Annotated in this window: 19 protein-coding genes; 10 read left to right on the top strand and 9 right to left on the bottom strand. The window is 58.8% G+C overall.

Translation table 11 applies throughout. From position 1 onward, the window contains the following. Positions 1-35: 35 nt before the first annotated feature. A complete protein-coding gene (locus HMPREF2920_RS03645) occupies positions 36-1,142 on the top strand; it encodes a glycosyltransferase (protein WP_070549350.1) in 1,107 nt (368 codons plus the stop codon). Positions 1,143-1,512: 370 nt separating this feature from the next. Here HMPREF2920_RS03645 and HMPREF2920_RS03640 read toward each other — a convergent pair whose 3' ends face one another. From HMPREF2920_RS03640 to HMPREF2920_RS03615, 6 genes are all read right to left on the bottom strand, one after another. Beyond that, the gene (locus HMPREF2920_RS03640; RefSeq protein ID WP_070547049.1) at positions 1,513-2,643 is read right to left on the bottom strand and encodes a PDDEXK family nuclease; all 1,131 of its coding nucleotides are present in this window, start codon (positions 2,641-2,643) and stop codon (positions 1,513-1,515) included. Positions 2,644-2,817: 174 nt separating this feature from the next. Next, positions 2,818-4,020, bottom strand: a complete 1,203-nt coding sequence (locus HMPREF2920_RS03635) for a hypothetical protein (RefSeq protein ID WP_070566528.1) — start codon at positions 4,018-4,020, stop codon at positions 2,818-2,820. 10 nt (positions 4,021-4,030) lie between these two features. Next, positions 4,031-5,953: a glycosyltransferase gene (locus tag HMPREF2920_RS03630; protein WP_016421829.1), complete on the bottom strand. Its 1,923-nt coding sequence runs from the start codon at positions 5,951-5,953 to the stop codon at positions 4,031-4,033. A gap of 18 nt (positions 5,954-5,971) precedes the next feature. Further along, on the bottom strand, positions 5,972-6,505 hold the full coding sequence (locus HMPREF2920_RS03625) for a GtrA family protein (RefSeq protein ID WP_053093006.1): 534 nt from the start codon (positions 6,503-6,505) through the stop codon (positions 5,972-5,974). 78 nt (positions 6,506-6,583) lie between these two features. Further along, positions 6,584-7,567 carry a hypothetical protein gene (locus HMPREF2920_RS03620; RefSeq protein ID WP_049193889.1) on the bottom strand — a complete coding sequence of 328 codons (984 nt, stop codon included), beginning with the start codon at positions 7,565-7,567 and terminating at the stop codon, positions 6,584-6,586. Between the two features lie 51 nt (positions 7,568-7,618). Beyond that, a complete protein-coding gene (locus tag HMPREF2920_RS03615) occupies positions 7,619-8,272 on the bottom strand; it encodes a hypothetical protein (RefSeq protein ID WP_070854018.1) in 654 nt (217 codons plus the stop codon). Between the two features lie 19 nt (positions 8,273-8,291). On the opposite strand from HMPREF2920_RS03615, the gene HMPREF2920_RS03610 reads away from it, so the two are divergent. The 6 genes from HMPREF2920_RS03610 to HMPREF2920_RS03585 all read left to right on the top strand — a co-directional run bounded on the left by HMPREF2920_RS03610 (position 8,292) and on the right by HMPREF2920_RS03585 (position 17,621). Further along, positions 8,292-8,519, top strand: coding sequence for a hypothetical protein (locus HMPREF2920_RS03610; RefSeq protein ID WP_005510976.1), 228 nt, complete (start codon positions 8,292-8,294; stop codon positions 8,517-8,519). A gap of 113 nt (positions 8,520-8,632) precedes the next feature. Beyond that, positions 8,633-10,102 carry a decaprenylphosphoryl-beta-D-ribose oxidase gene (locus tag HMPREF2920_RS03605; RefSeq protein ID WP_070607246.1) on the top strand — a complete coding sequence of 490 codons (1,470 nt, stop codon included), beginning with the start codon at positions 8,633-8,635 and terminating at the stop codon, positions 10,100-10,102. Positions 10,103-10,127: 25 nt separating this feature from the next. After that, positions 10,128-10,889 carry a decaprenylphospho-beta-D-erythro-pentofuranosid-2-ulose 2-reductase gene (locus tag HMPREF2920_RS03600; protein ID WP_038627263.1) on the top strand — a complete coding sequence of 254 codons (762 nt, stop codon included), beginning with the start codon at positions 10,128-10,130 and terminating at the stop codon, positions 10,887-10,889. A gap of 110 nt (positions 10,890-10,999) precedes the next feature. Continuing rightward, positions 11,000-13,021 (top strand): galactan 5-O-arabinofuranosyltransferase, encoded by a 2,022-nt coding sequence (locus HMPREF2920_RS03595; RefSeq protein WP_070854017.1) that lies wholly within the window; start codon positions 11,000-11,002, stop codon positions 13,019-13,021. 132 nt (positions 13,022-13,153) lie between these two features. Next, complete coding sequence (locus HMPREF2920_RS03590; protein WP_070854016.1) at positions 13,154-16,552, top strand: arabinosyltransferase domain-containing protein; 3,399 nt, start codon at positions 13,154-13,156, stop codon at positions 16,550-16,552. Between the two features lie 40 nt (positions 16,553-16,592). Then, entirely contained in the window at positions 16,593-17,621 is a 1,029-nt protein-coding gene (locus HMPREF2920_RS03585) for a TIGR00730 family Rossman fold protein (RefSeq protein WP_070854015.1), read from the top strand. Between the two features lie 27 nt (positions 17,622-17,648). Here the strand turns inward: HMPREF2920_RS03585 and HMPREF2920_RS03580 are convergent, their stop codons facing one another. Next, the gene (locus HMPREF2920_RS03580) at positions 17,649-18,575 is read right to left on the bottom strand and encodes a glycoside hydrolase family 25 protein (RefSeq protein WP_070854014.1); all 927 of its coding nucleotides are present in this window, start codon (positions 18,573-18,575) and stop codon (positions 17,649-17,651) included. 106 nt (positions 18,576-18,681) lie between these two features. Here HMPREF2920_RS03580 and HMPREF2920_RS03575 point away from each other — a divergent pair, with 106 nt between their 5' ends. The 3 genes from HMPREF2920_RS03575 (at position 18,682) to HMPREF2920_RS03565 (ending at position 23,242) form a co-directional block, all read left to right on the top strand. Continuing rightward, complete coding sequence (locus tag HMPREF2920_RS03575; RefSeq protein WP_070854013.1) at positions 18,682-20,715, top strand: M13 family metallopeptidase; 2,034 nt, start codon at positions 18,682-18,684, stop codon at positions 20,713-20,715. A 260-nt stretch (positions 20,716-20,975) separates the two neighbouring features. After that, a complete protein-coding gene (locus HMPREF2920_RS03570) occupies positions 20,976-21,950 on the top strand; it encodes a sugar-binding transcriptional regulator (protein WP_070854023.1) in 975 nt (324 codons plus the stop codon). Between the two features lie 143 nt (positions 21,951-22,093). Then, positions 22,094-23,242 carry a YihY/virulence factor BrkB family protein gene (locus HMPREF2920_RS03565; RefSeq protein ID WP_246821099.1) on the top strand — a complete coding sequence of 383 codons (1,149 nt, stop codon included), beginning with the start codon at positions 22,094-22,096 and terminating at the stop codon, positions 23,240-23,242. 411 nt (positions 23,243-23,653) lie between these two features. On the opposite strand, the gene HMPREF2920_RS03560 is transcribed toward HMPREF2920_RS03565, so the two are convergent. Together HMPREF2920_RS03560 and HMPREF2920_RS10595 are read right to left on the bottom strand one after the other, a co-directional pair. Then, entirely contained in the window at positions 23,654-25,030 is a 1,377-nt protein-coding gene (locus HMPREF2920_RS03560) for a hypothetical protein (RefSeq protein ID WP_070854012.1), read from the bottom strand. Then, a complete protein-coding gene (locus tag HMPREF2920_RS10595; RefSeq protein ID WP_083327109.1) occupies positions 25,023-25,610 on the bottom strand; it encodes an ABC transporter ATP-binding protein in 588 nt (195 codons plus the stop codon). The genes HMPREF2920_RS03560 and HMPREF2920_RS10595 overlap by 8 nt, the downstream gene beginning before the upstream one ends. Positions 25,611-25,785 lie beyond the last annotated feature (175 nt).

Below are 25,785 nucleotides of genomic sequence, written 5' to 3'. Positions count from 1 at the left end.
CAGCAATAAAAACAGTAATAAACGGTACGTCCCCGATGGAGAACGAAGTGAGCGAAAACTCGGCTGACCACCCAAAGCACGATGAGGCAGCAACGGCCGCAATCGTGGTGACTCACAACCGCATCGAGGACCTGCGTCAATCGCTTCCCATCGTTGCCAGCCAGACCCACATGCCGAAATGGCTCATCATCGTCGACAACGGCAATGACCCGAAGGTCAAGGAGCTCGCTGAGCAGGTGGCGGCGCAGCAGTCGTCGGAAAGCGGATCGGCGCCGGAAATTCACTACTTCGGCTCCAAGACGAACTTGGGCGGCGCTGGTGGTTTCGCACTGGGTATGCTGACTGCGCTGTCGCTGGGCGCGGAGTGGATTTGGTGCGCCGATGATGACGGGCGCCCGGAGGACTCCTACGTGCTGAAGGCGCTGCACAGCTGCGCGCGACGTCACCAGCTCGACGCTGTCTCGCCGGTGGTCTGCGATATTAAGGCCCCGAACAAGCTGGCATTCCCCCTGCGCCGCGGGCTGGTGTGGCGCCGTCATCGCGAGGAGCTTTTCGAAAGCGGCATCAACCCCAAACTCCCGGCAGTGAACGACTCTGAGGGGCGGAGATGGTTCACCAACTTTGCAGATCAGAAGGCTGCGACCGGGCTCGAACTGCCTAGCGACCTCGAAACCATCGACGGCAACCACGACCTCCTGCCCGGCATCGCATCCCTGTTCAACGGCGCGCTGTTTAGCGCCCGCTCGCTGGAACAGCTCGGCGTTCCCGACTACCGCCTATTCATCCGCGGCGACGAGGTCGAATTCCACCGCCGCCTGGTCCGCTCCGGCCTCCGGTTCGGCACATGCTTGACGACGGCCTACCTGCACCCCTCCGGTTCGGGTGAATTTGTGCCCATTCTCGGCGGCAAAATGCACACGCAGTACCCGACCAATGACTTCAAGCGCTACTTCACCTACCGCAACCGTGGCTACCTGATGAGCCAGCCTGGCATGCGCAAGCTCATGCCACAGGAGTTCCTGCGCTTCGGCTGGTTCTTCCTGGTCCAGCGCCGCGATGTCCGCGGCTTCTACCGCTGGTTCAAGCTACTGAAGCAGGGGCGCGCGGAGAACTTCGAGCGCTTCGATCCAAAGTCGAAGTAGTTCGGGCTGGCGTTGCGGCGCTGGCATTGGGGCTGAGGCTGTGGCACTGGCCTGGAGCGCAGACGTTGCGGCTGGTGGGGCTGAGGCTGAGGCGCTGGCCTGCATATTTGATCTCGCCCGGGTCGTGTAGTCCGCATTTCGAGTGCTCAGTGCGCAAAAGTGTTACCTAACCCCTGGTTCCCTTCTCCTCCACTGACATATCGATGAGGTATTCACTCATCGATGCGCTACAGCCTGCGCATAAGTGAATAGTCCTACGATAAGTGCGCGGGCCAGGCCAACAGCGTGGCCATAAGTCCTGAAAAGTCATCGACAAGTGGCGGAAAGTTGGCCATAAGTCAGCACAATTGCAATAGGTCAGCAGCTGAACTTAGCCTGAGTCGCGCGAGGCCGGTGCATTTTCCAGAAGCTGCAAACGCTGCTTACGCTCCTGGATTCTGGACTCACGGAGCTGCCGATCTTTATACGGGACAGTGGCTTGACGAAAACGCCCAACTTCGGACGAAAATACCAACCCACCTGCCTGAATGCGCTGCCTCTGCCGAATAGCGAACTGTCGCAAGACCTCCACGCAGTCCCCATTAATGACCTGTGACCATTGGAAGCGGAGTACATCTAAGTGGAGGTTTCGCAGACGCTTCTCGCGAGCTTGCTCTTTCAGAAGCACAGTCTCCGTAGCTGCTACCCCGCCACCGGAATACTTAATCAGCCCATCGAACTCAATGATCAAATTCAGATGAGGCACATAAAAATCGACGCGCCCAATGAATCCTTCACTGTCATAGAACTCGACTTGCTGCATGAGCACGCATTTTTCGTCGTAAAGCGTGGCAATTCCTGAGTCGATTATGCATTTCTTTGTGATTGACTCACCGATGGTTTCGCTGTGTGCGCTGGCAGTTCGAAGTAGCTCGCGGGCGCGGCGGGTACCCGGCGAACGTGGGTAATTTGTGAGGACGGTGTGCAGTTCTTCGAGGTCACACCACTGTCGCAGTGCGGTGTCAACGATGACTGGCCCGTTTTCGGACTCGGCGGTGCGGCAGATATCGATGACGGTTTTCGGCACATCGGTAACGCAGCGCCCACCAATGCGAACGATGTCTTGTTCGAGGATTCTGTCACCGACATGGCGCAATCCGCCGCCAGGTCGGCGCAGGCCGGAATTGGCAAGCGCGATTGTGGCATTTCGAACAAGCAACGGGATGCCATGCAACGCAGCGGCTGCTTCACCCGTAATGATTGTCCCGGAACCTGGCTTGACCAGTGCCTTTATCTGCAGTTGAAAACGTTCGAATGCTGACAGCGCATTCCAGCGAGAGCACTCGATGTATGTGCCGTACGCCAGTCTGAGCAGGGATCCATCTCGAATATTTGCGCTTCCGACGTGCCCGTGCAGATTATCCAGCTCTGACTTGGCACTGACATATTCACAAGGATGCTTGATTTGTTTCTGCGAAGCCGCGTGGATGAGGCCATCGGAATCGTAAGTCCAGTTAGGCATTGGTTTAGGCACGCTCCCCGAGGTGGGCTACAGGAATTCACGCATTGGAATTAGTGCCTTTAGTTATGGTCGACCCCGCGGAAATTGGCAGCAGAAAAGCCGCCGAATTGCCCGTTTCTGTGGACAATTTGGCGGCTGTGGATAACTAGCTGCGGACACCCAGCTGTCGCTTACTTAGTACTTGGCGCCGTCCTCAACTGCGAGACCGAACGGAATGCCGGTGTCTGACGGCCAGTACTTCTCGTCAGCTGAGAAGCTAATCGTTACCCTTTCCCCGTCGCTGTGGAGACTTGGGTTAATCACGACATGGTCAATAGTGCGTGTCTCAGATTCATTACTTCCTGCAAGCTTTGCTGTCACTTCAGTTGGCTGGTCGAGAACCAGAATCGCAAATTGTCGATCGTCGGCAGTATGGGGGTTGGGATCCTCACGCTGCTGATAAGCGAGAACCTCGGCTCGATTCTGGAAAACCTTCACAGTACCGGTCACGGTCTGCTGGCCGCTGGTTCCGTTGCTCGACCCCTGCGAACTAGAACCCGAAGCCCCAGACTGCGAACCCGAGCCCGAGTCCGAGTTCGAACCCGACCCCGAAGCCTGCTGCCCCGCCGTCGGATTCGGGCCACCGTTGCCACCGTTACCACCATCAGCGCCAGTACCATTCGAGCCCGAGCCCGGCGCGCAGTCATTACCAGCAGCAATGGCCTCGACGACATCCAGGTTGTCAACCGGAATCCAGTTAAACTGTTCGAACTCCCCGGCACCCGGATTCGCAGGCGTTTCCACCAGCTCATTGCCCTGGCGCGTCACCAGCAAATCTTCCTGATCGCGCCCCATCCTCTCTGCAGAAAACGAGAACATACCCGGCTGACCAGTAGCTCGCTGAAGAGCGCGACGTACACCGCCCACAGAAGTCACGCCGTCATGGTAGGAATTCTGAAACTGAATTTCCTGACCATTCTCGTCAACGCCGTAGACACCAATCGCATCAATTTCGGCGCTCATCGCACTTGTGCCATAGTTCAGCACCAGCTCGGGCACGCACCCATCATCAAGATGCACGAGCGCATATTTCATCGCCCCACCGGGGCTAACTTCTCCGACAAAAGTCTGCAGTGGCGCCGGGTTCGCCAGCACCTGCTTGTACACAACGACGGCCTTCTCCGCCTGCGCCTGCACCTGCGCATCGCCATTTTCGCTTGACGACGACGCACTGCCCTCGGCAGCCGCCGAATCGCCACCTCGATCCCCGGAAATCTTGGTTATTAGGAACACGACCATCGCAAGGATAATCAACACCAGCAGCACCAAGATGGTGATGAGCTGTTTGCGGGTTTTGTCACCTGAGCTAGTCGAAGGCGTGGGTGTGTGCGTGGTCATGATTGAAGAACTACTCGCCTTGGAAGAACTTTTCCCAGTTGTCTTCGCTGGTCAAAGATGGCACGGCGGCACGCCACTGCTTCGCAAGGTCGTCCCACTTGGAGGACAGTTCGCGCATGAGGCTGATGGTCTCGGCGCGCATGGACTTTTCCTTATCCAGGTCGCGGACCAGGTGACGCACACCGTTCTGGGAGGCATCGGTGACCCAGACGTCGTCGAAGGTGGAAATGTGCCACCAGAAGGAGTCCTCGAAGGCCACAGCCACCGGCCCCGGGCGCTTCTTACCCATCTGGGTGTACGCAAGCCGCTTTGCCATCGTCTTGTTTTCGCTGGAGATCTCGTGTGACGGCGGACGAACTGGGGTCAGACCACCCGGCATCTCGTGCATCGGCAGCAGCTCGGTCTCCGGGAAGTTCTTTCGACCAGCAGAAATGCGAGCGAAGTCGCCCTGCGATGCGTTCTTCAGCACCTCCGGGCCACGCAGCAGGTCACGAACAGCTTCCATCTGCGTCCAGGCCAGACCGTAGCGCATAGAGACTAGGTTCGAGAGGATTCGTCGTGAAGCGACGTTGACCATGTCCTTTGCGGTGACATCGCCGTGCATGGTGGCGGCGATGAGGGAGTTGCGCAGGCCGAAGTACTGGGCGGCGTTTTCGATGTCCTTCCAGTAGAAATCGGCGTGCCAGACGGCTGCGCCCGGAATGGTGTCAGTCGGGTAACCGGCCTTGGCGGCGCGGAATCCGTAGTCGATGTCGTCGTACTGGAAGAACAGCGGCAGCGCCAGGCCAATCTTCTTAATGACCTCGGACGGCACCAGGCAGGTCCACCAGGCGTTGTAGTCAACGCCCAGGCGACGCAGCTGGTGGTACTTGCGCACGTCCACGTCGGCGTAACCGAACTTGGGGTCGTTCTCCTCGACGGTCAGCGCCTTCCAGTTGTAGGTCTCGCCGGTGCGGAAGAGGCTGGTCGGGTTGAACAGGAAGAGCATCTGCGCGCCGAGCAGCATCGGCTTTTCCGCGCATACGGCCAGGGCGGATAGGCGCAAGGTGGTTTCGGGCTCGGGGCGGATGTCGTCGTCGGTAAGCAGAACCATGCAGTCGCCCGCAGCGGTGGCGTCGCGCATGCCGCGGGAGAAACCGCCGGCGCCGCCGAGGTTCGGCTGGTGGACAACGTTCAGACGCTCGCCGAGGATCTCCTTGGCCTGGATGAAGTCGGCTTCGTCGGCCGGGTGCTGTTCGCCCTGGTCAACGACGCGGATGGTGCGAACGCGCTCAAGGGCTGGCAGGTCCTCTGCCAGCGTGGCGACGGTTCGAGCACAGTCAACCGGCCGGTTGTAGGAACAAATGACCAGGTCAGTCGGAATATCGCGCTTGATAGCCGACTTGGGCACAACATAGCGGACATCGGAAATCTTTGCGCCTGCGTCCTCGGTGTCGAAGCGCAAGTGAATGGCACCGCCATCGGCGAAGCGGTCCAGCGGGACGGTCAGGCGCACCTCTTCATTGGCAGAACCTGACATCGGCGAGTGCTCACCGGTCCAGTTGCCGTCGGCATCCGAGCCGCCCGCTGCCCAGGAGTCCTCCAAGCGGAGGTGGCCCCCAATATCTTCGGTGTAGGCCAGCACACGCGCGGAACCGACCACGCGCGCACGGATTTCGACCTGCTTAATTGAGGTCCAGCGCTGCCAGTAAGAAGCTCGGAAGCGACCGAAGTAGGTGTCAGTGCGCACCACGGTGTGGCGACCGAGCGTGATCGAGTTACGGGTGGCCTGCACCGAGCTGTCGTAGGCGCCAACGCCTTCGACTCGGTAGTACAAATCCGGCTCCACCCAGTCTGCGGGCGGAGCAAACAGCACGCGCTGAATAGTCAGCATGTCAACATCGGTTTCGGCGGTCAGCTGAGTGGATTCCTTATTAGAAGCAGTCGAAGTCACGTCCCCCAGCGTATCGCGCTATTTCACACGGAAGATGAATACACGCTGAATGATGAAGTTAATTACCGTCGCAACGCCCTGTGCGACGACGAATGCGCCGAACTGTGCCCACTGCGCGTTCCAATCCCAGGCCTCGACAAGCCAGGGCTGCAACACATTAAAGATGCCGACCTGTGTGGCGTAAGTAATCAAGTACAGCACCGCAACTGCCAGCACCTTCTTCGCCGAGGACTTCGACTTGAAGGTCCAGCGGCTGTTAATGATGTACGCCGTAATCGTGCCGAAAACCCAGCCGACCGTCTTACCCCAGAAGTTGGTCGCCCCGAAGGCGTTGAGCATGATGAACGTCAGGCCGAAGTCCACCACCGCCGCGATGACGCCGGAGATGATAAAGCGCATCATCTGCACTTTCAGTCCGTGCTCGTCCTTGGTCTCCGTCGCCATTGGCACTGCGGCCGAGTCCTCTACGACAAATCCGTTTTCGTGGGAGCCGTTTCCGAGCTTGCCGTTGTCGCGGTTCGGGTTTTCATTTGCTGTTTCATTCGCTGACACGCCTAGGAATTCTAGGCCACCGGCCAGCTAACAAACAGCCAGCGCGAACATAAACAGGCAATAAAGAGGAGAAAAAATCTAACGTCGCAGCGCCTCACGCAGTAGATCCAGCCGCTCCACCGGCGAGAGCGTATCCTCCCCAGCTAGCCCCAGCGCGCTCATCTCCGCCCAGCTAGCCGCTGCCAATTCCTCCACGTCCTCGCCGGATAGCGGGATGCCCTCGTCGCTCTCCCAGCCGAGGCGCTCCATGACATGCGCCGCCACATCATGCCGTAGCTCATCCGAGGTCAGCGCCGCCAAACACAGCAGCTCCACCAACGCCGCATCGTGCCCGGCCGGGTCTTTCTCGGCGTCCTCTATAGGCAATGCGCGCAATCGCTTAACGACGCTCTCCCCCGCCTCCCCGGTCAATTCCAGCGCGGTTGATTCCGACCTCTGCAGGTCCAGAGCCTGTAACAGGGGCACGAATTCAAACACCCCCGACCGCTCGATGATGTCCACCACATCAGCACGAGCGGTGGCCAACGTATTTTGAATAGAGTCCCGTCCGGTCAATTCCCTATTGATTGCGGCAATATCTACCGGCTCCTCCGCGTCCACATCTCCCAGTGCGCGGATAGAGCCCGAGCCACCGATACACAGGGCATCCGGGGTGGCCTCATCGCGGGCAAAAGCTTCTCTGACCTGCAAGGTATGTTCCCACAAGCCCCACTGCCAGATAAGGGTATCGCCGGGACTTTGCAGCACCTCGGCAACTGTGGTGGACAGGGGAACATCGACGACTCCGACCGCTGCGGGTCTGCCGCCAGTCACCAGCTGCGCCGCAGACTCCACCGCAGAGCCGGGCAAATGGAACTTCGTCGGCACGCTTTCCTCGCCCCACCCAAAGATGACCGCTAACACGCGGGACAGGCTTCGCAGATCCATCTGGTCATTGACCCCGAAGACGCGGTGGGCACTGCACGGTTCTTCCTCTAAAGAGGCACCGATAATGAGCGTGGCCGGTTCCGTGGCCACGCGAACGCCTGGGAAGGCGACTACGTTATCGGTCTGTGCTGCCATACCTCACAGCGTACGCAGGAAAAACAATGTGGCCTGGATGGCAAAAACTCGCTACAATGCGCGCGTTTTTACCAGCGGAATCTGGCGCGGCTCCGCACCCCACGGCTCTACCAAGTACTTGCGACGCAGGCGCTGCGACTCCACCGCGGTCCACTGCGCCACCAGCTCTTCTACCCCGCGGGCAAGCCCCAGCACCGGCCCTGCGACTTCTTCGCCTACATGCGGAAAATCAATAACCTCTACGTCGTTGACCTTGGGGAACCGCGGCTCCGTCAGATTTCCCTTGCCGGGCTTGGCCTTCTCTTCCTTCGCGGCGGCGCGCAGCTGTCCGATGTGGTCACGAATGCCAGCCACCGATGCCGGCAGGTCCACCACCGTGGCCCCTGCCTGTTCAATCGCATGCGATAGCAGGTCCGCCCCCTCAGCGCTCTCTGCACTCTCTGCCGCAGCGTCACCGTCACCATCGCCCGCGGTCACAGACGCAACAAAGCAACCGGTGAGCAGATTGGTGGCGGTCTCCAGGGCTCCGTCGTCAAGCGGATCCACCAGCCATGCACCCGACAACCTCTCGCCTGCAAAGGACGGCGAGAGCTCCACATGCCAAATGACAACGGGCGATGTGGAACTACATACGGCAAGGGTCTGCGGAGCAGCAGCAGGCGTGGACATCATGAGGTTGATGGTATCGCGAGTGACGGATCCCACGCGGGGTAGCCTTTATCGCATGTTCGACTTTTTCAAGAAGAAGCCGCGCGAAACCATCAACATGGCCGCCGAGTACACCAACACCCCGCTGTCGAACCAGATGGTCATGCTGTTCGCTGAGGAACTGCCCATCCTCGACAGCAAGGAACGCGCACAGGTCTACCGCGCACTCGAGGCGTACGACGGCCCGCAGATCACCTCGCAGGAAATGCTGCCGGAAGAGATCCGAAAAATTATGGATCTATAGTCTCTCCGTACATTTCACTCGCTTTCCGACGGCCCGTGCGCGGCCTCAAGCGTGACCAACACCTCGGAGCGTCACGGGCGACGGAGCCGGTGCAAAGGGGTAGCCTAGCCTTGATGTCCACTAACACTAACGGCAAGTCCAGCACCGATGCTTCGAACGGTGCCTACGGAGCCGTACACACAGAAGCCAGGACCCTGACCGGTTGGGGTCGTACCGCCCCCGCTAAGTCCCAGGTGCTGTCGACGCCGGACTTGGATGAAATCGTTAACGCCGTCAAGGCTGTCGCAGACCAGAACTCCGACAAGCCTGCCCACCTGCGCCGCGGTGTAATTGCCCGCGGTATGGGCCGCTCTTACGGCGACCCCGCCCAGAACTCGGGCGGTCTGGTCATCGACATGCAGAAGCTCAACAAGATTCACTCCATTGACCAGGAGTCGGCGATTGTTGATGTCGACGGCGGTGTCACGCTGGACCAGCTGATGAAGGCCGCACTGCCCTACGGCCTGTGGGTGCCGGTGCTGCCGGGAACTCGCCAGGTCACTATCGGTGGTGCCATTGGTCCGGATATTCACGGTAAGAACCACCACTCTGCAGGTTCCTTCGGCAACCACGTGCTGTCGATGGAGCTGCTGGTCGCTGACGGCCGTATCCTGCACCTCGAGCCGGAGGGCTCTGCAGATGACCCGGACGGCAAGTTGTTCTGGGCAACTGTCGGCGGCATGGGCCTGACCGGCATTATTGTCCGCGCTCGGATCAAGATGACCAAGACCGAGACGGCCTACTTCATCGCTGATACGGACCGCACGAATAACCTCGACGAGACCGTGGCATTCCACTCCGATGGCTCGGAGCACAACTACACGTACTCCTCCGCGTGGTTCGACGTCATCTCCCCGGAGCCAAAGCTGGGCCGTTCCACTATTTCCCGCGGTTCGCTGGCAACCTTGGCGCAGCTGGAGGAATTCGCCCCGAAGCTGGCCAAGGATCCGTTGAAGTTCAACGCTCCGCAGCTGATGACGGTTCCGGATATCTTCCCGAACTTCACCATGAATAAGCTTTCCCTCATGGCTATCGGTGAGGCCTACTACCTCATGGGCGCCCCGGCGCGTAACCAGGTCAAAAACCTCACCCAGTTCTACCAGCCGCTGGATCTCATCGGCGAGTGGAACCGTGGCTACGGCTCCAACGGCTTCCTGCAGTACCAGTTCGTGGTACCGACCGACGCCGTCGAGCCTTTCAAGGACATCATCCGGGACATGCAGCGCTCCGGCCACTACTCCGCGCTCAACGTGTTCAAGCTCTTTGGCCCCGGCAACAAGGCCCCACTGTCCTACCCGATGCCGGGTTGGAACGTCTGCGTGGACTTCCCGATCAAGCCGGGTCTGGGCGCCTTCCTCGATGATCTGGATAAGCGCGTCATGGAGTTCGGCGGCCGCCTCTACCTGGCCAAGGAATCGCGCACTTCCGCCGCTAACTTCCACCAGATGTACCCCGAGATGCAGAGCTGGCTGAACACCCGCAACGAGATCGACCCGCACGGTGTCTTCGCCTCTGACATGTCGCGTCGACTGGAACTGCACTAAAAGAACCGAGAGGATTTAAGCCCCAATGATTAATGCTGTAGGCGCTGCCCAGTCCATCCTGCTGCTCGGCGGCACTAGTGAAATCGGCCTGGCTATTACCGCCGAGTTCCTGAAGAAGGGCCCGGCCAAGGTCATCCTGGCTTCCCTGCCCAACGATCCACTGCGCGAGGCCTCCGCTGAGAAGATGAAGGCCGCCGGCGCTTCCGAGGTGGTCACCCTCGACTTCGACGCAACGGACTTCGACTCCCACCCGGAGGTCGTCGAGAAGGCATTTGCCGACGGCGACGTGGATATCTGCATCGTCGCGTTTGGCATGCTTGGCGACGCCGAGGAGCTCTGGCAGAACCAGCGCAAGGCCGTCCTGGCTGCGAACATCAACTACACCGGCGCGGTGTCGATGGGTGTTCTGGTTGGTCAGAAGTTCAAGGCGCAGGGTCACGGCCAGTTCATTGCCATGTCCTCCGTTGCTGGTGAGCGCGTGCGTCGCTCCAACTTTGTCTACGGTTCCACCAAGGCCGGCCTGGATGGTTTCTACCTGAACCTGGGTGAGGCCCTGGAGGAGTACGGCGTCAAGACCCTGGTTATCCGCCCGGGTCAGGTCCGTACCCGTATGTCCGCTGACGTGGACGAGGCCCCGCTGACTGTGAACAAGGAAGATGTCGCCAAGCTCGCGGTGAAGTCCGTCGAGGCCGGTAAGACACTGGTCTGGGCTCCGCCGGCATTCCAGCTGGTGATGATGGTGCTGAAGCACATTCCGCGCCCGATCTTCAAGAAGCTGCCGATTTAAGAGCGGGTTTCGAAGGACTCGATAGAACTCAGCGGGGCTTGACGGGCTGACGTACCCACCTTTAGCTCCGCCGTTCGTCGGAGTCCGGTTCCTGTGCAAAACTTGAGGGCATGGTAGACAAGCAGGCCGAAACCTCGAGCGCTGACACCACGGGTGCCGACAACACTAGCGCCAACACAACGGGCGCACGATCCTACAGTGAGCTGGTTGACGAAGATCGCTACGAGATCTTCAACGATGACCAGCTCTCCCTCAAGGCTGCCCTCCTCTACCTAGTTGCTGCGCTTGTGGGCGGTTCGGTTATCGCTCTAGCGTCCTGGTTTGTGTTCCACCGCCTGTCGCTGCCGGCCTTTGGCGGCTCGCAGCTGACCAGGGCAGTCGCAACAGCGCTGATTGTCATCACGCTGACGCTCACCACCGTCCTGCTGTATTTCTTCGCCACCAAGGGCAAAGATAATCGCCCCCGGTGGCTAACGTGGTTGACGTATCTGATGGCTTACATGTCACCGGCCATCTTGGTGGTCTCTGCCGTCGGCCTCCCGCTGGGCTCGACCAGGCTGTGGTTGGACGGTCTGTCCGTCGACCAGGAGTTCCGCACTGAGTACCTCACCAGGATGGCCTCGGAGCCTGGCCTGCATGACATGTCGTACATCGACATCCCGTCTTTCTACCCAGCTGGTTGGTTCTTCCTGGGCGGACGCCTGGCCAATATTCTTGGCATTGCCGGCTGGGAGGTCTTCCAGCCCTGGGCATTGATTACACTCGCTGCCGCTGGCTGTGTTTTGGTCCCGGTGTGGCAACGCCTGAGTGGCTCCCTGCCCGTAGCCACTGGCATTGCGCTGACAACCACGGCGGTCGCCCTGGCGACTGTCGCCGATGAGCCCTACGCCGCAGTCGTTGCTATGGGCCTTCCGGCGATGACCGTGATGGCCTGGCGCGGTCTCACCGGCGCCTGGTCCGCCATGTTTGGCGTGCTCGTCTTCCTGGGTATTTCTGCGACTTTCTACACTCTTTACACTGCCGTAGGCGCGCTTATTGTGGTCGTGTTGGCCGTGGTCGCGTGGACGTCGTCAAGCTCTTGGATGCCCGTAGTGCGCCTGATCATTATGGGCGTGGGATCGATGCTGATTGCGGCGACGGTGTGGGGTCCGTACATGCTGGCGGTTGCGGCGGGCGCACCGCGCTCGGGCGCGACAGCGACGCATTACCTGCCGCCAGAGGGCGCGCAGCTGCCTTTGCCGATGCTCGCTGCCAGCGTGATCGGTGTGCTGTGTTTCATCGGTGTCGTGCGCATGCTGGTCAGCGCCACGGAGCCGGATGCCCGCGCGCTCGGCCTGGGCACGCTGGTGCTCTATGGCTGGGTAGTTGCCTCGATGGTGGCGACGTTGCTCGGACGCACACTGCTGGGGTTCCGCCTCACCGCACCGATTACGTTTATGTTGATTGCGGCTGGTGTGGTCGCGCTTGCCGACGCCCGTCTCAACGGCATCGAGAAGTATTGGCCGCAGGCGGCACCAGCTCACATTGCCAAGCGCGTTTCCGCGGTAATGGCGGCAGTCTTGCTGCTGGCGGGCATTGGCTACGCGCAGTCGATTCCGAATAAGTTGCATGGTGCCATCGACTTGGCGCATACCGACACCGACGGTAACGGCGAGCGCGCGGACCGCTTCCCACCGAATGCCGGGGCGTGGTACTCAGCGGTGGACCAAACGCTGAAGGAGGCCGGGCTCGATCCGGCCCAGACAGTGGTGCTGACGGATGAGAAGAATTTCCAAGCACTCTATCCCTGGTATGGATTCCAGGCACTGACCAGCCACTACGCTAACCCTCTGGGTGAGTTTGACCGCCGTAATCAGGCATTGGAGGAATGGTCGGAGATTCGCGATCCCGATGAGCTCGTGCAGGCCATGGATGCAACGCCGTGGCGCGGACCGGATGCCATTGTGCTGCGGGGCGAGGTCGAGACACCTGATGGCGAGGATGCCGCTCCACTGACGTTGGACATCGCGGATGATATCTATCCGAACAATCCGAATGTGGTCTTCCGGAGCCTGAATTTTGCCCGCTCTGCATTTGAGAAGCACTGGAAGCTAAACCAGGTCGGCCCGTTCGTAGTGGCGGTTCGCAAGTAGGTATTGGCAAGTAGGTATTGGGCGGCCATCCCCTGCTATAAACGTGATTCCTGTTACTAATGTGGAAACTGTGATGTAACTTTCGCGTTGCAAACTCAAAGAAAAACGCCAATTACCGTAGTATCTTTCCTTGTGACTGCCGAAACTAAAGAAATCAAAGAAAGTGTCGACGGCTCACCCGAAGTGACCATCGACCGCGTGGAGAGACCGCCTATGGACGGCCCCTCTCCTACGACGCTGACTCGTTGGACAGCGATTATCGCTGGAATCGTCGGTTTCATTTGCTTTGTCATCACACCGTTCCTCCCGGTCGTGAATACTCAGTCCTCCGTGTCTTGGCCTCAGCGCGACACACTGAATTCAGTGGATGCACCGCTTATGGCGCAGGCACCGTTGGATCTGAGCATCGATCTGCCTCTGTCGCTGACGGATGAGCTTTCCGACAAGCGGACAACCCTGTTGTCGACTATCCCGCCGACCGCGGATAAGCCGACCAAACGGGGCTTGATGGTGCGTTCGGGCAAGGACGGCCTCGATGTCATTCTGCGCGACAGCGTGGTGATGAGCCTGGATAAGAAGGAGCTTGCCAGCAATAAGGGCAAGATCCTGGAGATCCGCTCAAACGAGCATGAAACCACCGTCAACATCGACGGCGCCAAGAACTCAGATGGTGAGAAGCTCACCGCCACCACACAGGGCGATTACCGCCCGCAGGTCACCGGTATCTACACTGATCTGCCCGCTGACGGCGACGCGGCCAAGGCCGTAGCCGATGGACTCGATGTCCACATGAACATCGACTCCCGCTACACCTCACACCCGACAGTGGTGAAGTACATCGTCATGTACTTGGGCCTGCTTCTGACGCTGGCTTCCCTGGTCGCGTTGGCTCGCATTGACCGTATTGATGGTTCCCCCTTCACTCCGCTGTTCAAGCGCGGTGCGCTGAAGCCGACTCCGCTGGACATCCTGGTCGGCACGATTTTGGTTGTTTGGCACTTCATCGGTGGCAACACCTCCGATGACGGTTACATCTTCACCATGGCGCGCGTCTCCGACGAGTCGGGCTACATGGCGAACTACTACCGTTGGTTCGGCGCTCCTGAGTCACCGTTCGGCAGCCCCTACTACGACCTGCTGTCGCTAATGGTGAAGGTGTCCACCTCATCTCTGTGGATGCGACTGCCGGCGCTGCTGTCCGCACTGCTGGTGTGGTTCATTATCTCCCGAATGGTTATCCCGCGCCTCGGCGACAAGATCGCCCAGCGCCGGGTGGCCTACTGGTCTGCTGCTGGTGTGCTATTGGCCTTCTGGCTGCCGTACAACAACGGACTGCGCCCGGAGCCGGTCATTGCTCTGGGGTCCCTACTGACCTGGGTATTCATTGAGCGCGCAATTCTGACTCGACGCCTGCTGCCAGCTGCAGTCGCAGTGGTTATCGCCACGCTGGCACTGGGCTCGGGTCCAACGGGTCTAATGGCAGTTGCCGCCCTGCTCGCAGGCATCCCGATGCTGGTGCGCATTGTCGTTGAGCGCCATAAGGCTCTCGGTGGTGGTTGGCAGGCCCCACTGATGCAGATTGCACCGTTCCTGGCTGCGGGCACCGCCATCTTGGTCGGTGTCTTCGGCGACCAGACTTTGGCCACGGTCCGCGAGTCCATTCGCGTCCGCAGCATCATCGGCCCGTCGGAGCCTTGGTACAACGAGTACGTCCGCTACTACTGGCTGGTGCTGCAGTCGGTCGACGGCGCGTTCCCGCGTCGTTTCCCGGTTCTGATTGCACTGGCGTGCTTGAGCATCACGATTGCCGCGCTGCTTCGTCACCGCACCGTTCCGGGGGCTCTGGCCGGTCCGTCGGCACGCCTGGTGTTCATGTTTATCGGCACCATGTTCTTCCTGACTTTCACGCCGACAAAGTGGACGCACCACTTCGGCGTATACGCGGGCATCGCGGCTTCCCTGGCAGCACTTGCCGCCATGGCCATTAGCCATTGGGTAGCAGGTAACCCGCGCAACCAGCTGTTCTTTGCCGGTGGTTTCACCTTCATCCTCGCTTTCTCGCTGATGGGTATTAACGGCTGGTGGTATGTGTCGTCCTACGGTGTGCCGTGGTTCGACAAGACCATTCAGTTGCGTGGCCACCAGCTGGGCTCAGCGGTATTGGCTCTGGCCTTGCTACTGCTGCTGGCTGGTGCCGTAATGAACTTCGTCCAGGAGTTCCGCACCAAGCCGAAGTCGCAGGAAAAGTCGGCACGTGCGCGCCGCATCAATGCAGTTGCATCGTCCCCGATTGCGGTGACGACGCTGCTGGTGACGATGTTCATGGTGGCTTCACTGGGCAAGGGCGCAGTATCGCAGTACCCGGCATACTCGGTCGCCGCCGGCAATATCCGCTCCTTGGCTGGTCAGACATGTAATATGGCGAGCGATGTGCTGATGGAAACTGATCCGAACGATGGCTTCCTGAATACCGTCGATGGCAAGCCGCTAGCGGAATCGCTGCGCGGTGGCGGCAAGAACCGTGGCTTCGACCCGAACGGCGTCCCGTCAAACATGAAGGCCGAAGCTGTGGACACCAGCCAGAGCCAGGCAAGTACTGCCGACACTGATGATCAGTCTACTGATCCGGAAGCCACAGTTGAGGGCGGTTCCGCGTCAGGCACCGACGGCGGCAAGCGCGCCGACAAGGGTGTCAACGGCTCGCAGGTCGAGCTGCCATTTGGCTTGGATCCGGATAAGGTGCCGGTGCTTGGCTCCTACTCCGAGGACATTCAGCGTCCTGCAAGCCTGGAAACTTCCTGGTTCCAGCTGCCTGAGATTGACGAGGACCACCCGCTACTCGTCGTATCGGCGGCCGGCCGTATCTTCCACCACGACATCAACGGTGTGGCTCAGCCGGGTCGCAAGCTGGTGGCACAGTACGGTCGCAAGGGCGGCGACGAGGATGGCTTCGAGGTCCTCTCCGAATCGGAGCCGATTGATATCGGCCCTGCTCCGACCTGGCGTAACCTGCGCTTCCTGACCGAGGAGATCCCAGAGGGAGCGACCGCTGTGCGACTGGTCGCGGAGGACAATGACGTCTCCGAGGATCAGTGGCTGGCACTGACCCCGCCGCGCCTGGCCGAGCTGCAGTCGATGACTGATGTCATTTCGCCGGAAACTGCGACTATCCCGGACTGGCCGGTTGCCTTCCAGTTCCCGTGCCAGCGTCCGTTCGACCACTACGCAGGTGTCGCAGAGCTTCCGGAATACCGCATCACTCCGGACCGTGGCCTGAAGGTCGTCGGTGCAGATGTCTGGCAGTCGGTCGATGGCGGTGGTCCGCTCGGATTCTCCGACGCTGTGAATGAGGCTACGTCCGTACCGACTTACCTCAAGAACGACTGGCGCCGCGACTGGGGTTCCGTCGAGAAGCTCTCGCCGCGTCCGAATAAAGACAAGGTCAAGCCGGATGTCGCCGAAATTGAGTATGAAGATATCACTCGCTCGGGTCTATACTCGCCCGGGAAGATGATTGTGAAGGATCCCTAGGCGAAAGAGCCTCGGTGCCTCCTTCACCTAAGGAGACCGAGTGACTGCACAAACCCGTTCCATCGTTGTCGCCGCAATGGTTGTGACTGACCCGGTGGGGCGGGTTTTGTGCGTTCGTAAGCGGGGCACGGATACGTTCATGCTGCCCGGCGGCAAGTTCGAGCCGGGTGAGTCCGTCGATCACCCGGAGGTCACCGCCGCGCGCGAAGTCTCCGAGGAGCTCGGCGTGGACATCGAGCTATCGCTGTTGCGTCCGTGGAATATCGCCCGCGCAGCCGCCGCCAACGAGGCGGGCTTCGAGGTCGTCGGCCACCATGTGCGCTATGTCGGAGAGTTCACCGACGAGTTGGCAAACGTTCAGCCCCATGCCGAGATTGAAGAGGTCCGCTGGCTCGACCCCTGGCTGCCGACCGGGAAAATCGCCCCTATGCTGGCCGAGACTACTCTGCCGAAGCTCCGCGAAGAGCTGCCGCAGCTTGCCGCTGGCCGTGAACAGCCACAGCGCGCACTGTCGTCACTAACTGTTTTCTGCGGCTCCGGCTTCGGCAACGATCCCGCCTGGCGCGTCACCGCCGAACGTCTCGGCCAGACACTCGCGGAAAATCGGGTGGAGCTCGTCTACGGTGGCGCGGCGATTGGTCTTATGGGCACGGTTGCTAACGCAGCGCTTGACGACGGCGGCAGTGTCACAGGTGTCATCCCCGAGGTCTTGGTCAAGAAGGAAATTGCCCATCCGCGGCTGACTCACCTGGAAACTGTTGCGACTATGGCCGATCGAAAGTCGCGCATGTATGAGCTCGGCGATGCTTTTGTTGCACTCCCCGGCGGTGCGGGCACACTGGAAGAGTTCTTCGAGGTGTGGACCCAGCAGCACCTGGGGATTCATGCCAAGCCAGTGGCGTTGCTGGGACCTTCGGGCTTCTGGGAGCCCCTGTTGGCGCTCCTGCGCAAAGTTGTGGATGCGGGGTTTGTGCGACCGGAGCTTCTCGATGCGCTTATCGTCGTCGACGACGTCGACAAGCTCCTGCCTGCGTTGATTGCGTGGCGTGCGGGGCGGACGAAGTTTTAGCCCGACCCCAGACCCCACAACATCCTGCTAGTGAGCAGCAGCCAGCTGCTGCAGCTCAGCTTCGGTGCCGTTGAAGACGTCCTCGTCCACGTTGGTCGGGATGCCATCGACGCGGCCGGTGGAGGAACGCTGCCAGAAGGCCATACTCTCCCAACCACCCGGCAGTGAGGTCGGAGCGCTGTCTTCGTAGGCGGCGAGCCACAGCGGGTAGTCGGTGAAGTCGGTCGAGTTACCCATCGGGTTCTGCCAGAACCAACGGTAGGTGTAAATCATCGGGGTTTCGCCGGTCTTTTCCTCGACGCGCTCGAGGAAGTCCTTGGTCCACTTTTGCAGCTGGGTTGGGTTGAGGCCATTGTCTAGCTCGATGTCAAGCACAGGCGGCAGTGTCTTGTCTGTGGAGATTTGTTCATCGCGCTGCTGCAGTGCTTCTACGTACTGGTCAGCCTGCGCGGTTGCGGAGCGATCCGGGTGTGCCTTGTGGTAGCTGCCCACGTACAGACCGGCCTTCGCGGCGGCGATGGAGTCCTCGAGGAAGTACTTCTGGTCACCTTCGACACCGTCGGTGGCCTTGATGAAAGCGAACTTCTGGCCGCTAGCTGCGACCTCGTTCCATTTCAGCGCGACGCCACCTGGGCGCTGCCACTTGGAGACGTCCACACCGGTCGGCCCCATGTGGAAGCCGGTGCGAGCCGGGTTCGACGATGCGCTGGTAGCCGAACCAGTTGAGGAACCGTTGGCATCAGAGCCCTGCGACTCCTGAACAGTCAAAAAGTCGAGCGACCCCTTGGAATCAGCAGCGGACGGGTTGGAGTGTGCAGATGCGTCCTGAGGTTGCGCGTCAGCCGGTGCAATAACACCCAAGGTCAGCGGCGCAACGGCCACGATACTTGCCAAAGTGGCGCGGCCCGGGCGTCGCTTCAGCACCGCGGTCGCGGAAAGTGGAAGAAATTTCATGGTTTGCACCTTACCCCCTAAATCACTTTAGCCCCATTCGCAATCCTAAACTTATCCCACCCCTCCAGTCACAGCTTCAATCCGCCCTTGCCCCTAGACTGGCGGCATGACAAATAGCACTAATACTGAGACCCAGTCCGCAACGTCCCAACTCTCAACGACTCCTCGCCCACAGGATGACCTCTACTTGGCCACCAACGGTGAGTGGATTAGCAATCACGTCATCCCGGCTGACCGCCCCATCGATGGCGCCTTTTACAACCTAAGGGATGAGGCGGAGGAAAATGTCCGCGAGCTCATCACCACTGCCGCCGATGCGGATCCGAATTCCCGCGTCGCTCGCTTGTACAACTCTTTTATGGACGAAGCCGCTATTAATGACGCCGGCGCTGCTCCGCTCGCGCAGGATTTAGAAATGATTGCCTCCGCCGAGAACGCGCATGAGCTGGCGTTGGCGCTCGGCCGCCTCGACCGCCTCGGTGTCGGTGGTGCGCTCGGGTACTGGGTGGAAAAGGATTCCGGCTCTGACCTAGATGCTCTCTACCTGCTGCAGTCGGGCCTCGGCCTCCCGGATGAGGCTTACTACCGCGAGCCTGGCCACGCCGACACTCTCGCCGCCTATGAGCAGCATGTTGCCGCTATGCTGAAGCTCCTCTCCTCGCATGACGACGGCGCGGGAGACCTCTCCACCGCACTTGCTGCATTCGAGTTGGTGGACCCGGCCGCTGCGGCGGCGCGCATCATGGCTTTTGAAAAGCGCATTGCCGCTGGTCACTGGAATGTGGTCGATACCCGCGACGCGCTGAAGACCTATAACAAGACGGCTATTGCTGACCTCCCCACCGGCTTCCCGGTCGCGGAGTGGCTCGCGGCCACCGGTGTCAATGAGACGAACCAGACTGCCATCGACACCATCGTGGTGATGATGCCGTCGTACTTCGCGCACTTGAGCAAGCTGTGGCAGGACACTGACCTGGCAGATCTGCGCCTGTGGGCACTGTGGCGCGTTCTCCACCAGCGTGCTGCCTACCTGTCGGATGACTTCTCTGCGGAGAGCTTTAACTTCTACGGCCGCACCTTGCAGGGTTCGACCGAGCAGCGTGCACGCTGGAAGCGTGGTGTTGCCTTTGCCGACGGTGCGGTTGGACATGACGTCGGCAAGCTGTATGTGGAAAAGCACTTCCCACCGGAGTACAAGGAGCAGGTCCTGGAACTGGTGGACTACCTGCTGGCGGCGTACCGGGAGCGCATTTCGGAGCTGCCTTGGATGACGAAGGCGACGCAGAAGCGGGCACTGGAGAAGCTGTCGCTGTTTAAGGCCAAGATTGGTTACCCGGAGCGTTGGCGTGATTACTCGGCGATGGAGCTCGGGGATTCGCTGATGGACAATGTCCGCGCCGCCAGTGCTTTTGCGCATGATTATGAGGTAACAAAGCTAGGTACTCCGGCCGATCGCGATGAGTGGCATGGCACTCCGCAGACGGTCAACGCCTTCTACAATCCGGTGGTCAATGACATCACGTTCCCGGCTGCGATTTTGCAGTCACCGTTCTTCTCACCGGACGCTTCCCCGGCGGAGAACTTCGGTGGTATCGGTGCCGTTATTGGTCACGAGATTGGGCATGGTTTTGATGACCAGGGCTCGCAGTATGACGGGCACGGCAACCTCCACCAGTGGTGGACCGATGAGGATCGCGCAGCTTTTGAGAACCTGACCGCCGCACTGGTGGATCAGTACGAGGGACTGGTGCCGCAGGCACTGCGCGAGCAGGCCGAGGAGGGCGCTGACCTGCCCGGTGTCAACGGTCGCTTCACCCTGGGCGAGAACATCGGTGACCTGGGCGGGCTCGGCATTGCCGTCGTCGCTTTCCGCCGTTTCCTCGCTGCCCGCGGTGAAGAACTTGGACTGGAGGACACCCCAGAGACCTACCGTGACCTGTTCAAGCAGTGGGCACTGGTTTGGCGTTCTAAGATTCGCCCGGAGTTCGCGCGTCAGCTGCTTGCCATCGACCCGCACTCACCAGCGGAGTTCCGCTGCAACGTCATTGCCAGCAACATCGATGAGTTCCATGAGGCCTTCGACACTTCAGCGGGCGACGGCATGTGGCGTGAGCCGAATGAGCGCGTGAATATCTGGTAATTCTGCGAGAACCCAACCTGCGCTGCGTTCCCCTCCGACACCTTCGGGGTCCTCCGATGCCCTCCGACACCCTCCGGGGAAAGCCAACGCCTCACCGTTTACTACAAATGCAAAAGCTGACTTTTTGTTTTTGCAAACATGGAACTAAAATCACAGGTGAGGCGCACGCTTTCCCGATGATCAAGTCGGGCAGGGCCACAATCAAGCGAGGTTCCTGTTACAAGTGCGCTTGCTAAGTGCTCTTGTTGGAGGAGGCCGCTGTGGACAGTCGCGACATCCAAGCACTCACCGCCGTCAAACTCTATTACGGCGAGGGGCTCACACAGTCTCAGGTTGCAACTGAACTCGGGGTTTCTCGTCCAACGGTCTCTAAACTGCTCAACCTTGGCCGTGAGCGCGGCTACGTGCGCATTGAGATCCATGATCCGCGCGAGGAAGCCTCAGAGACCGCTACGCAGATGCGGGATCGCTACAAGTTGAACGATGTGCGGCTGGCGCAACCGGCTCGCGCTGGCAACGCAGTCTTGCTCCGCGAGTTGGGGCGCGTGGGCGCCGAGCTTCTCGACGAGCTGGTGGTCGACGGTACCCTTCTCGGTGTTTCGTGGGGTAAGACCATGTACTCCGTATCCACGCAATTGAAGTCCAAGGATGTCTCGGGCGTGGAAATTGTGCAGCTCAAGGGAGGAATGAGCCACTCCGATAAGTCCACGAACGACATCCGCACTATCGGCGCTTTCTGCCACGCCTTCCACGCCTACGCCCGAACACTGCCGCTGCCAGTGATTTTCGATTCCGTCGAGACCAAGCGCATCGTGGAACAGGATCGGTTCATTGCCAGCGTTTTGGCCCTTGGCCGGACGGTGGACATTGCCGTTTTCACCGTCGGCGCCGTCGACCATGATTCGCTGGCCTTGAACTTGGGACAGCTGTCGGCAACCGAAAAGGACTTGCTCGTGGAGCGCGCAGTGGGCGATGCCTGCTCACGCTTCTACCGCGCTGACGGTGGCATTGCGCTACCAGAGGTCGATGCCCGCACGGTAGGTATCAACCTCTCTGACCTGCGCCGGATCCCCACTCGGGTACTTGTGGCCGGTGGCGCACACAAGGCCGTGGCCATCGACGTGGCCCTTCGAACAAATTTGGCTACTCACCTGGTCATCGACGATGCCACCGCTGAACGCCTGCTTGCGCTGGACTCCCCCGCTAGCCCCACCCCTCTTACTGCCACGGAATAACCGTCCCGGAACGCATCAGTACAAAGAACTGACACCCGGGCCCGAGAAGCGTCTTTGTCCTCTTCGACCGATAGACTTAAGCGAGCGCACATGTCCGCATATATGTTGCAGCCGCTGTCCGGTCGGAGAGGACGATTCTTTAGGTGTCACCAGCACAGCAAATCAAGCACACACTCCAGGCCTACGAGTCGGCGGACGCATTATTTGCCCAGTCCGCGAAGAAGTTGCCACCCGTGGGGTGGAAAGGAGCGCTCTACGCCCTCAAGCGTGCGGGTATCGAATTTTTCTTGGAGCTCGGTTTCGACGCTGCCGCGAAGTTGACCTACTACACGGTGTTGACCTTCGCGCCCGCACTGCTTGCGATTTATTCGATTGCCACGCTGATGCTGGCCGGTTACACCGATGATCTCAATCGTCTGACTGAGGATTTCATCCGCAGCTATGTCCCAGCTGAGTATGCCGGGACGATTCGTAATGTCATCTCGACGATTATTGGCTCCGCGACGGGCGGTCTTGTCGCACTGACTATCGGTATTGTCTTTGCACTGATTTCGTCCTCGGCCTACACGCGCGCTTTTTCGCGCACGGCTAACTCCATCTACGGCGTTTCCGAAGGTCGCACGCTGATTCGCTACCACTTGCTCATGGTCGCCATTACGCTGCTGCTGTTAATCGGCACTGTGGTGCTGCTCATTGCGATTATTGTCAATGACCAGCTAGTTATCACCATCGTCGAACCGGTTGCCCGCCCGTTGGGTATTGAATCGACCACGCGACAGGTCATTGACTTCTGCATCTCCGTCTGGAGTTGGCTGCGCTGGCCGGTCATTATTTTGATGTCGATGATTCTGATTGGCTCGCTATACTACTTCACGCCGAACGTGCGCATGCGCAAATTCCGCTGGCTCAGCACAGGTTCGGCACTGGCAATTATTAGCTCGCTGATCATCGGCAAGGCGCTCCAGCTGTACTTATTCAACTTTGCGGCTTCGAATCCCTATGGCGCCATGGGTGCGGTTATCGCGCTGATGACCGCACTCTGGAGCATTAATGTGGTCGTGGTCTTCGGCTTCAAGCTGGATGCCGAGGTTGAGAGGATGCGCCAACTGCGCGCTGGCCTGCCCTCAGAGCGATACATCCAGCTTCCGCCTCGAGCTACCGCTGCTGCCGAAGGCGAGCAGCAGATTCACCGCAATCTCGAAAACCAGGCGCACCAATTTTGGGAAGCCGCGCGGGATGAGAGTAGTAGCGCTGACGCTAGCCCTAAAAGGGCTAATTTCGAGGAGGCCTGAAGTTTCGGTTTGAACGGTCCGCAGACTACACCATCTTGAGGCCATAACCGCGGAAAGGCATACAACTTCTGATTTTCATGTTTGAGCGCGAGCACACCCCAGGCAGCATAAGCGTGGGACTGCTCCCGAGCCACGCGCAATCGAGCTCGTCTACACAATTGAAATGACGAACACTTAGGCTGTTCCTTCACTCAACGAAGGGACTAGCAGGCAACCAATCAGGTAAGGCTGGGGGTCTCTCTACACCATTTACTACTGAGAAAATCGTGTATTTGAACAAGTGCATCGAACACCGTGCTCGCAATCTCCCCCCCCCGGGGTAGACTGAGCATTCCTCGTAAGAAATCGTACTCTTGATATCCACCTAAAGCGTCAATTTAGGCAATCAGTTGCAACACGCCGTAGTTCAATTTAGCCGCAATTGGCGTATAGCAAACTACTCATGGTGCGACGAAACTTCCACGCTAAGAAGACTAGTCCGCACAGAAGGAAGGCTAGGTAGATGGCTCCAGCTAATGCTAGGGAGACCATTAATGATAGCCCCTCAATCGCGAATCTGGCCGACACATCAAGAATCATTACATGAACCATCGAGCCGCCCAGTGCGAATACAGCTGCAATTCCAAGGCTCACACATATAAACAAAAATGGTAAACCGGCAAATCTTACCAAGTACAGTACGGGGGCTGGAAACCCAACTTTGTTAAGTCGATCGGCTGTAATCACGACTTGATCTACAGCCATTAGGAATGACGTGAGTGACAATATTCCTACGAAAAATAGAGGTAGCCCTAGCATGACTAGGAAATCCCAGTTCTGGATTCCGCCGCCCGCTTGTTTCATCGCGTAAGCCTCAGTGTGTGAAACCGAGAGAACAATAGCTGGAATGCCCAATACGTAAGCCAATGGCAAGACGATTGACTTGGTCGCAGTATGGAGTTCTGCGGAGAAAGCACCTAGCGCAGCTGCCCCTGGAAAGGAACCAGCCAATCGGGCAAGAGCTCTCTCGATTGCTCTGATGATGTGCAGAATAAATCGACTACACAGCCAAAACAACGCGGATAACATAGCTAAAATCACAAATAGTCCTGCCTGAGCACCGGATTGGACCGCTATTACAAGGAAAATCATTGACAGCGCAGCGACTAAGTCTCCCCACTGCAGTTTATTGGCTCCATCAATCGAAACTCGCACTGGTTTCGCTCCTGCACTCTGAGCCTTCTGCTTCAGGGCGTATCCCATGAACACGACAATGCCACTGATGATGACGCTTATGCTGATTATGAATGTGGCCATCAGAATTGAGTTCAGCGATATGGGTTCGAAATACTGACCGGGATATAGAAGGTCATCGGAGTCTCGACGCGATATCAGCATCACTACCTGTTGAAAAAGTACCGCTACAGGATAGGATATTGCGATAGCCAAGGCCTCAATCGATAAAAGCTGTAAGACAAGCAGAAGAAAGTAACGTCGAGCAGGCCATCCCACAACTTGTAGGCAGCTAATAAAATAATCGAGTTTGGTAAACGCTCGACTCACAATCTGCGGAATACAGAAAATCGAAGCTATTGCCCAAGATATGGAAACATTAGTAGCCAGATTCACGGTGACTGCCTCACCTACTGCTGTGCCTTCCGTCGCTTGTCGGGTGTTAAGAACGGCCGCCAGTATGCCGATAGTAAAACCGATAGCTAAAGCAGCGGCAATGTTTGGGCCGATTGATGCTCGTAGATACGATGCCGCGATTTTGAGTGTGATTGATTCTTCACGAGTGCGCTTAGCCATTGATTGTCCCGCCGTCTAAACGAACAATACGATCACATAGCTTTGCAATGGATGAATCATGAGTCACGACGAGCCCGTGTCCGTCATGCGAACGACACCATGTTGTGATTTGGTCAAAAGCACGATGCGCGTTCTGTTCGTCCAAGCTTCCCGTCGGTTCGTCTGCCAACAATAGTTTCGGGCCGCTAGCCAGAGCTCGAGCAATTGCTGCACGTTGTGCTTGCCCGCCCGAAACTGCTTCGGGTAAAGAGTCTCTTTCGTTTCCAATACCCAAGTTATCTAATACGATATTTGGTGATATCTCTTTCGGATTACCCGCTAAGGACCAAGTCAGCTCCACGTTTTCCAGCAAACTTAACCCTGGAATTAGGAGATGATATTGGAAAATTATTGATACAGATTCCCTTAAGTGCTTACGCACTTTTCGTTTTGGCACACCTGATATTTGAACCCCATCAAGTTCACTCCGACCTTCGGATAAGCGTCTGATACCACCCAATCCATGCAATAAAGTGGTTTTTCCCGCCCCCGACGGCCCCATAAGAGCCACCACTTCGCCATTTGCAATCGAAAAGTCCACATCGCGGAATAGCCACTCTCCCCCCCCCCATCTCCCTTCTTGAACCGATATCCTGCTCCAATAACTTCGAACATGTGTCAGCCCTTCGCTATAGAAATAAAACTCCGCAAAAATACAGCCCTAATAGAGTCCTTTAGACAATCCACAGGAAAACCCAATTAGGAGCTCTCACACG

It is taken from the genome of Corynebacterium sp. HMSC075F02 (assembly GCF_001838335.1).
GTDB classification, from domain to species: Bacteria; Actinomycetota; Actinomycetes; order Mycobacteriales; family Mycobacteriaceae; genus Corynebacterium; species Corynebacterium jeikeium_D.
The sequence above is the reverse complement of the archived record's forward strand: the minus strand, read 5'-3'. Positions and strand labels throughout refer to the sequence as shown.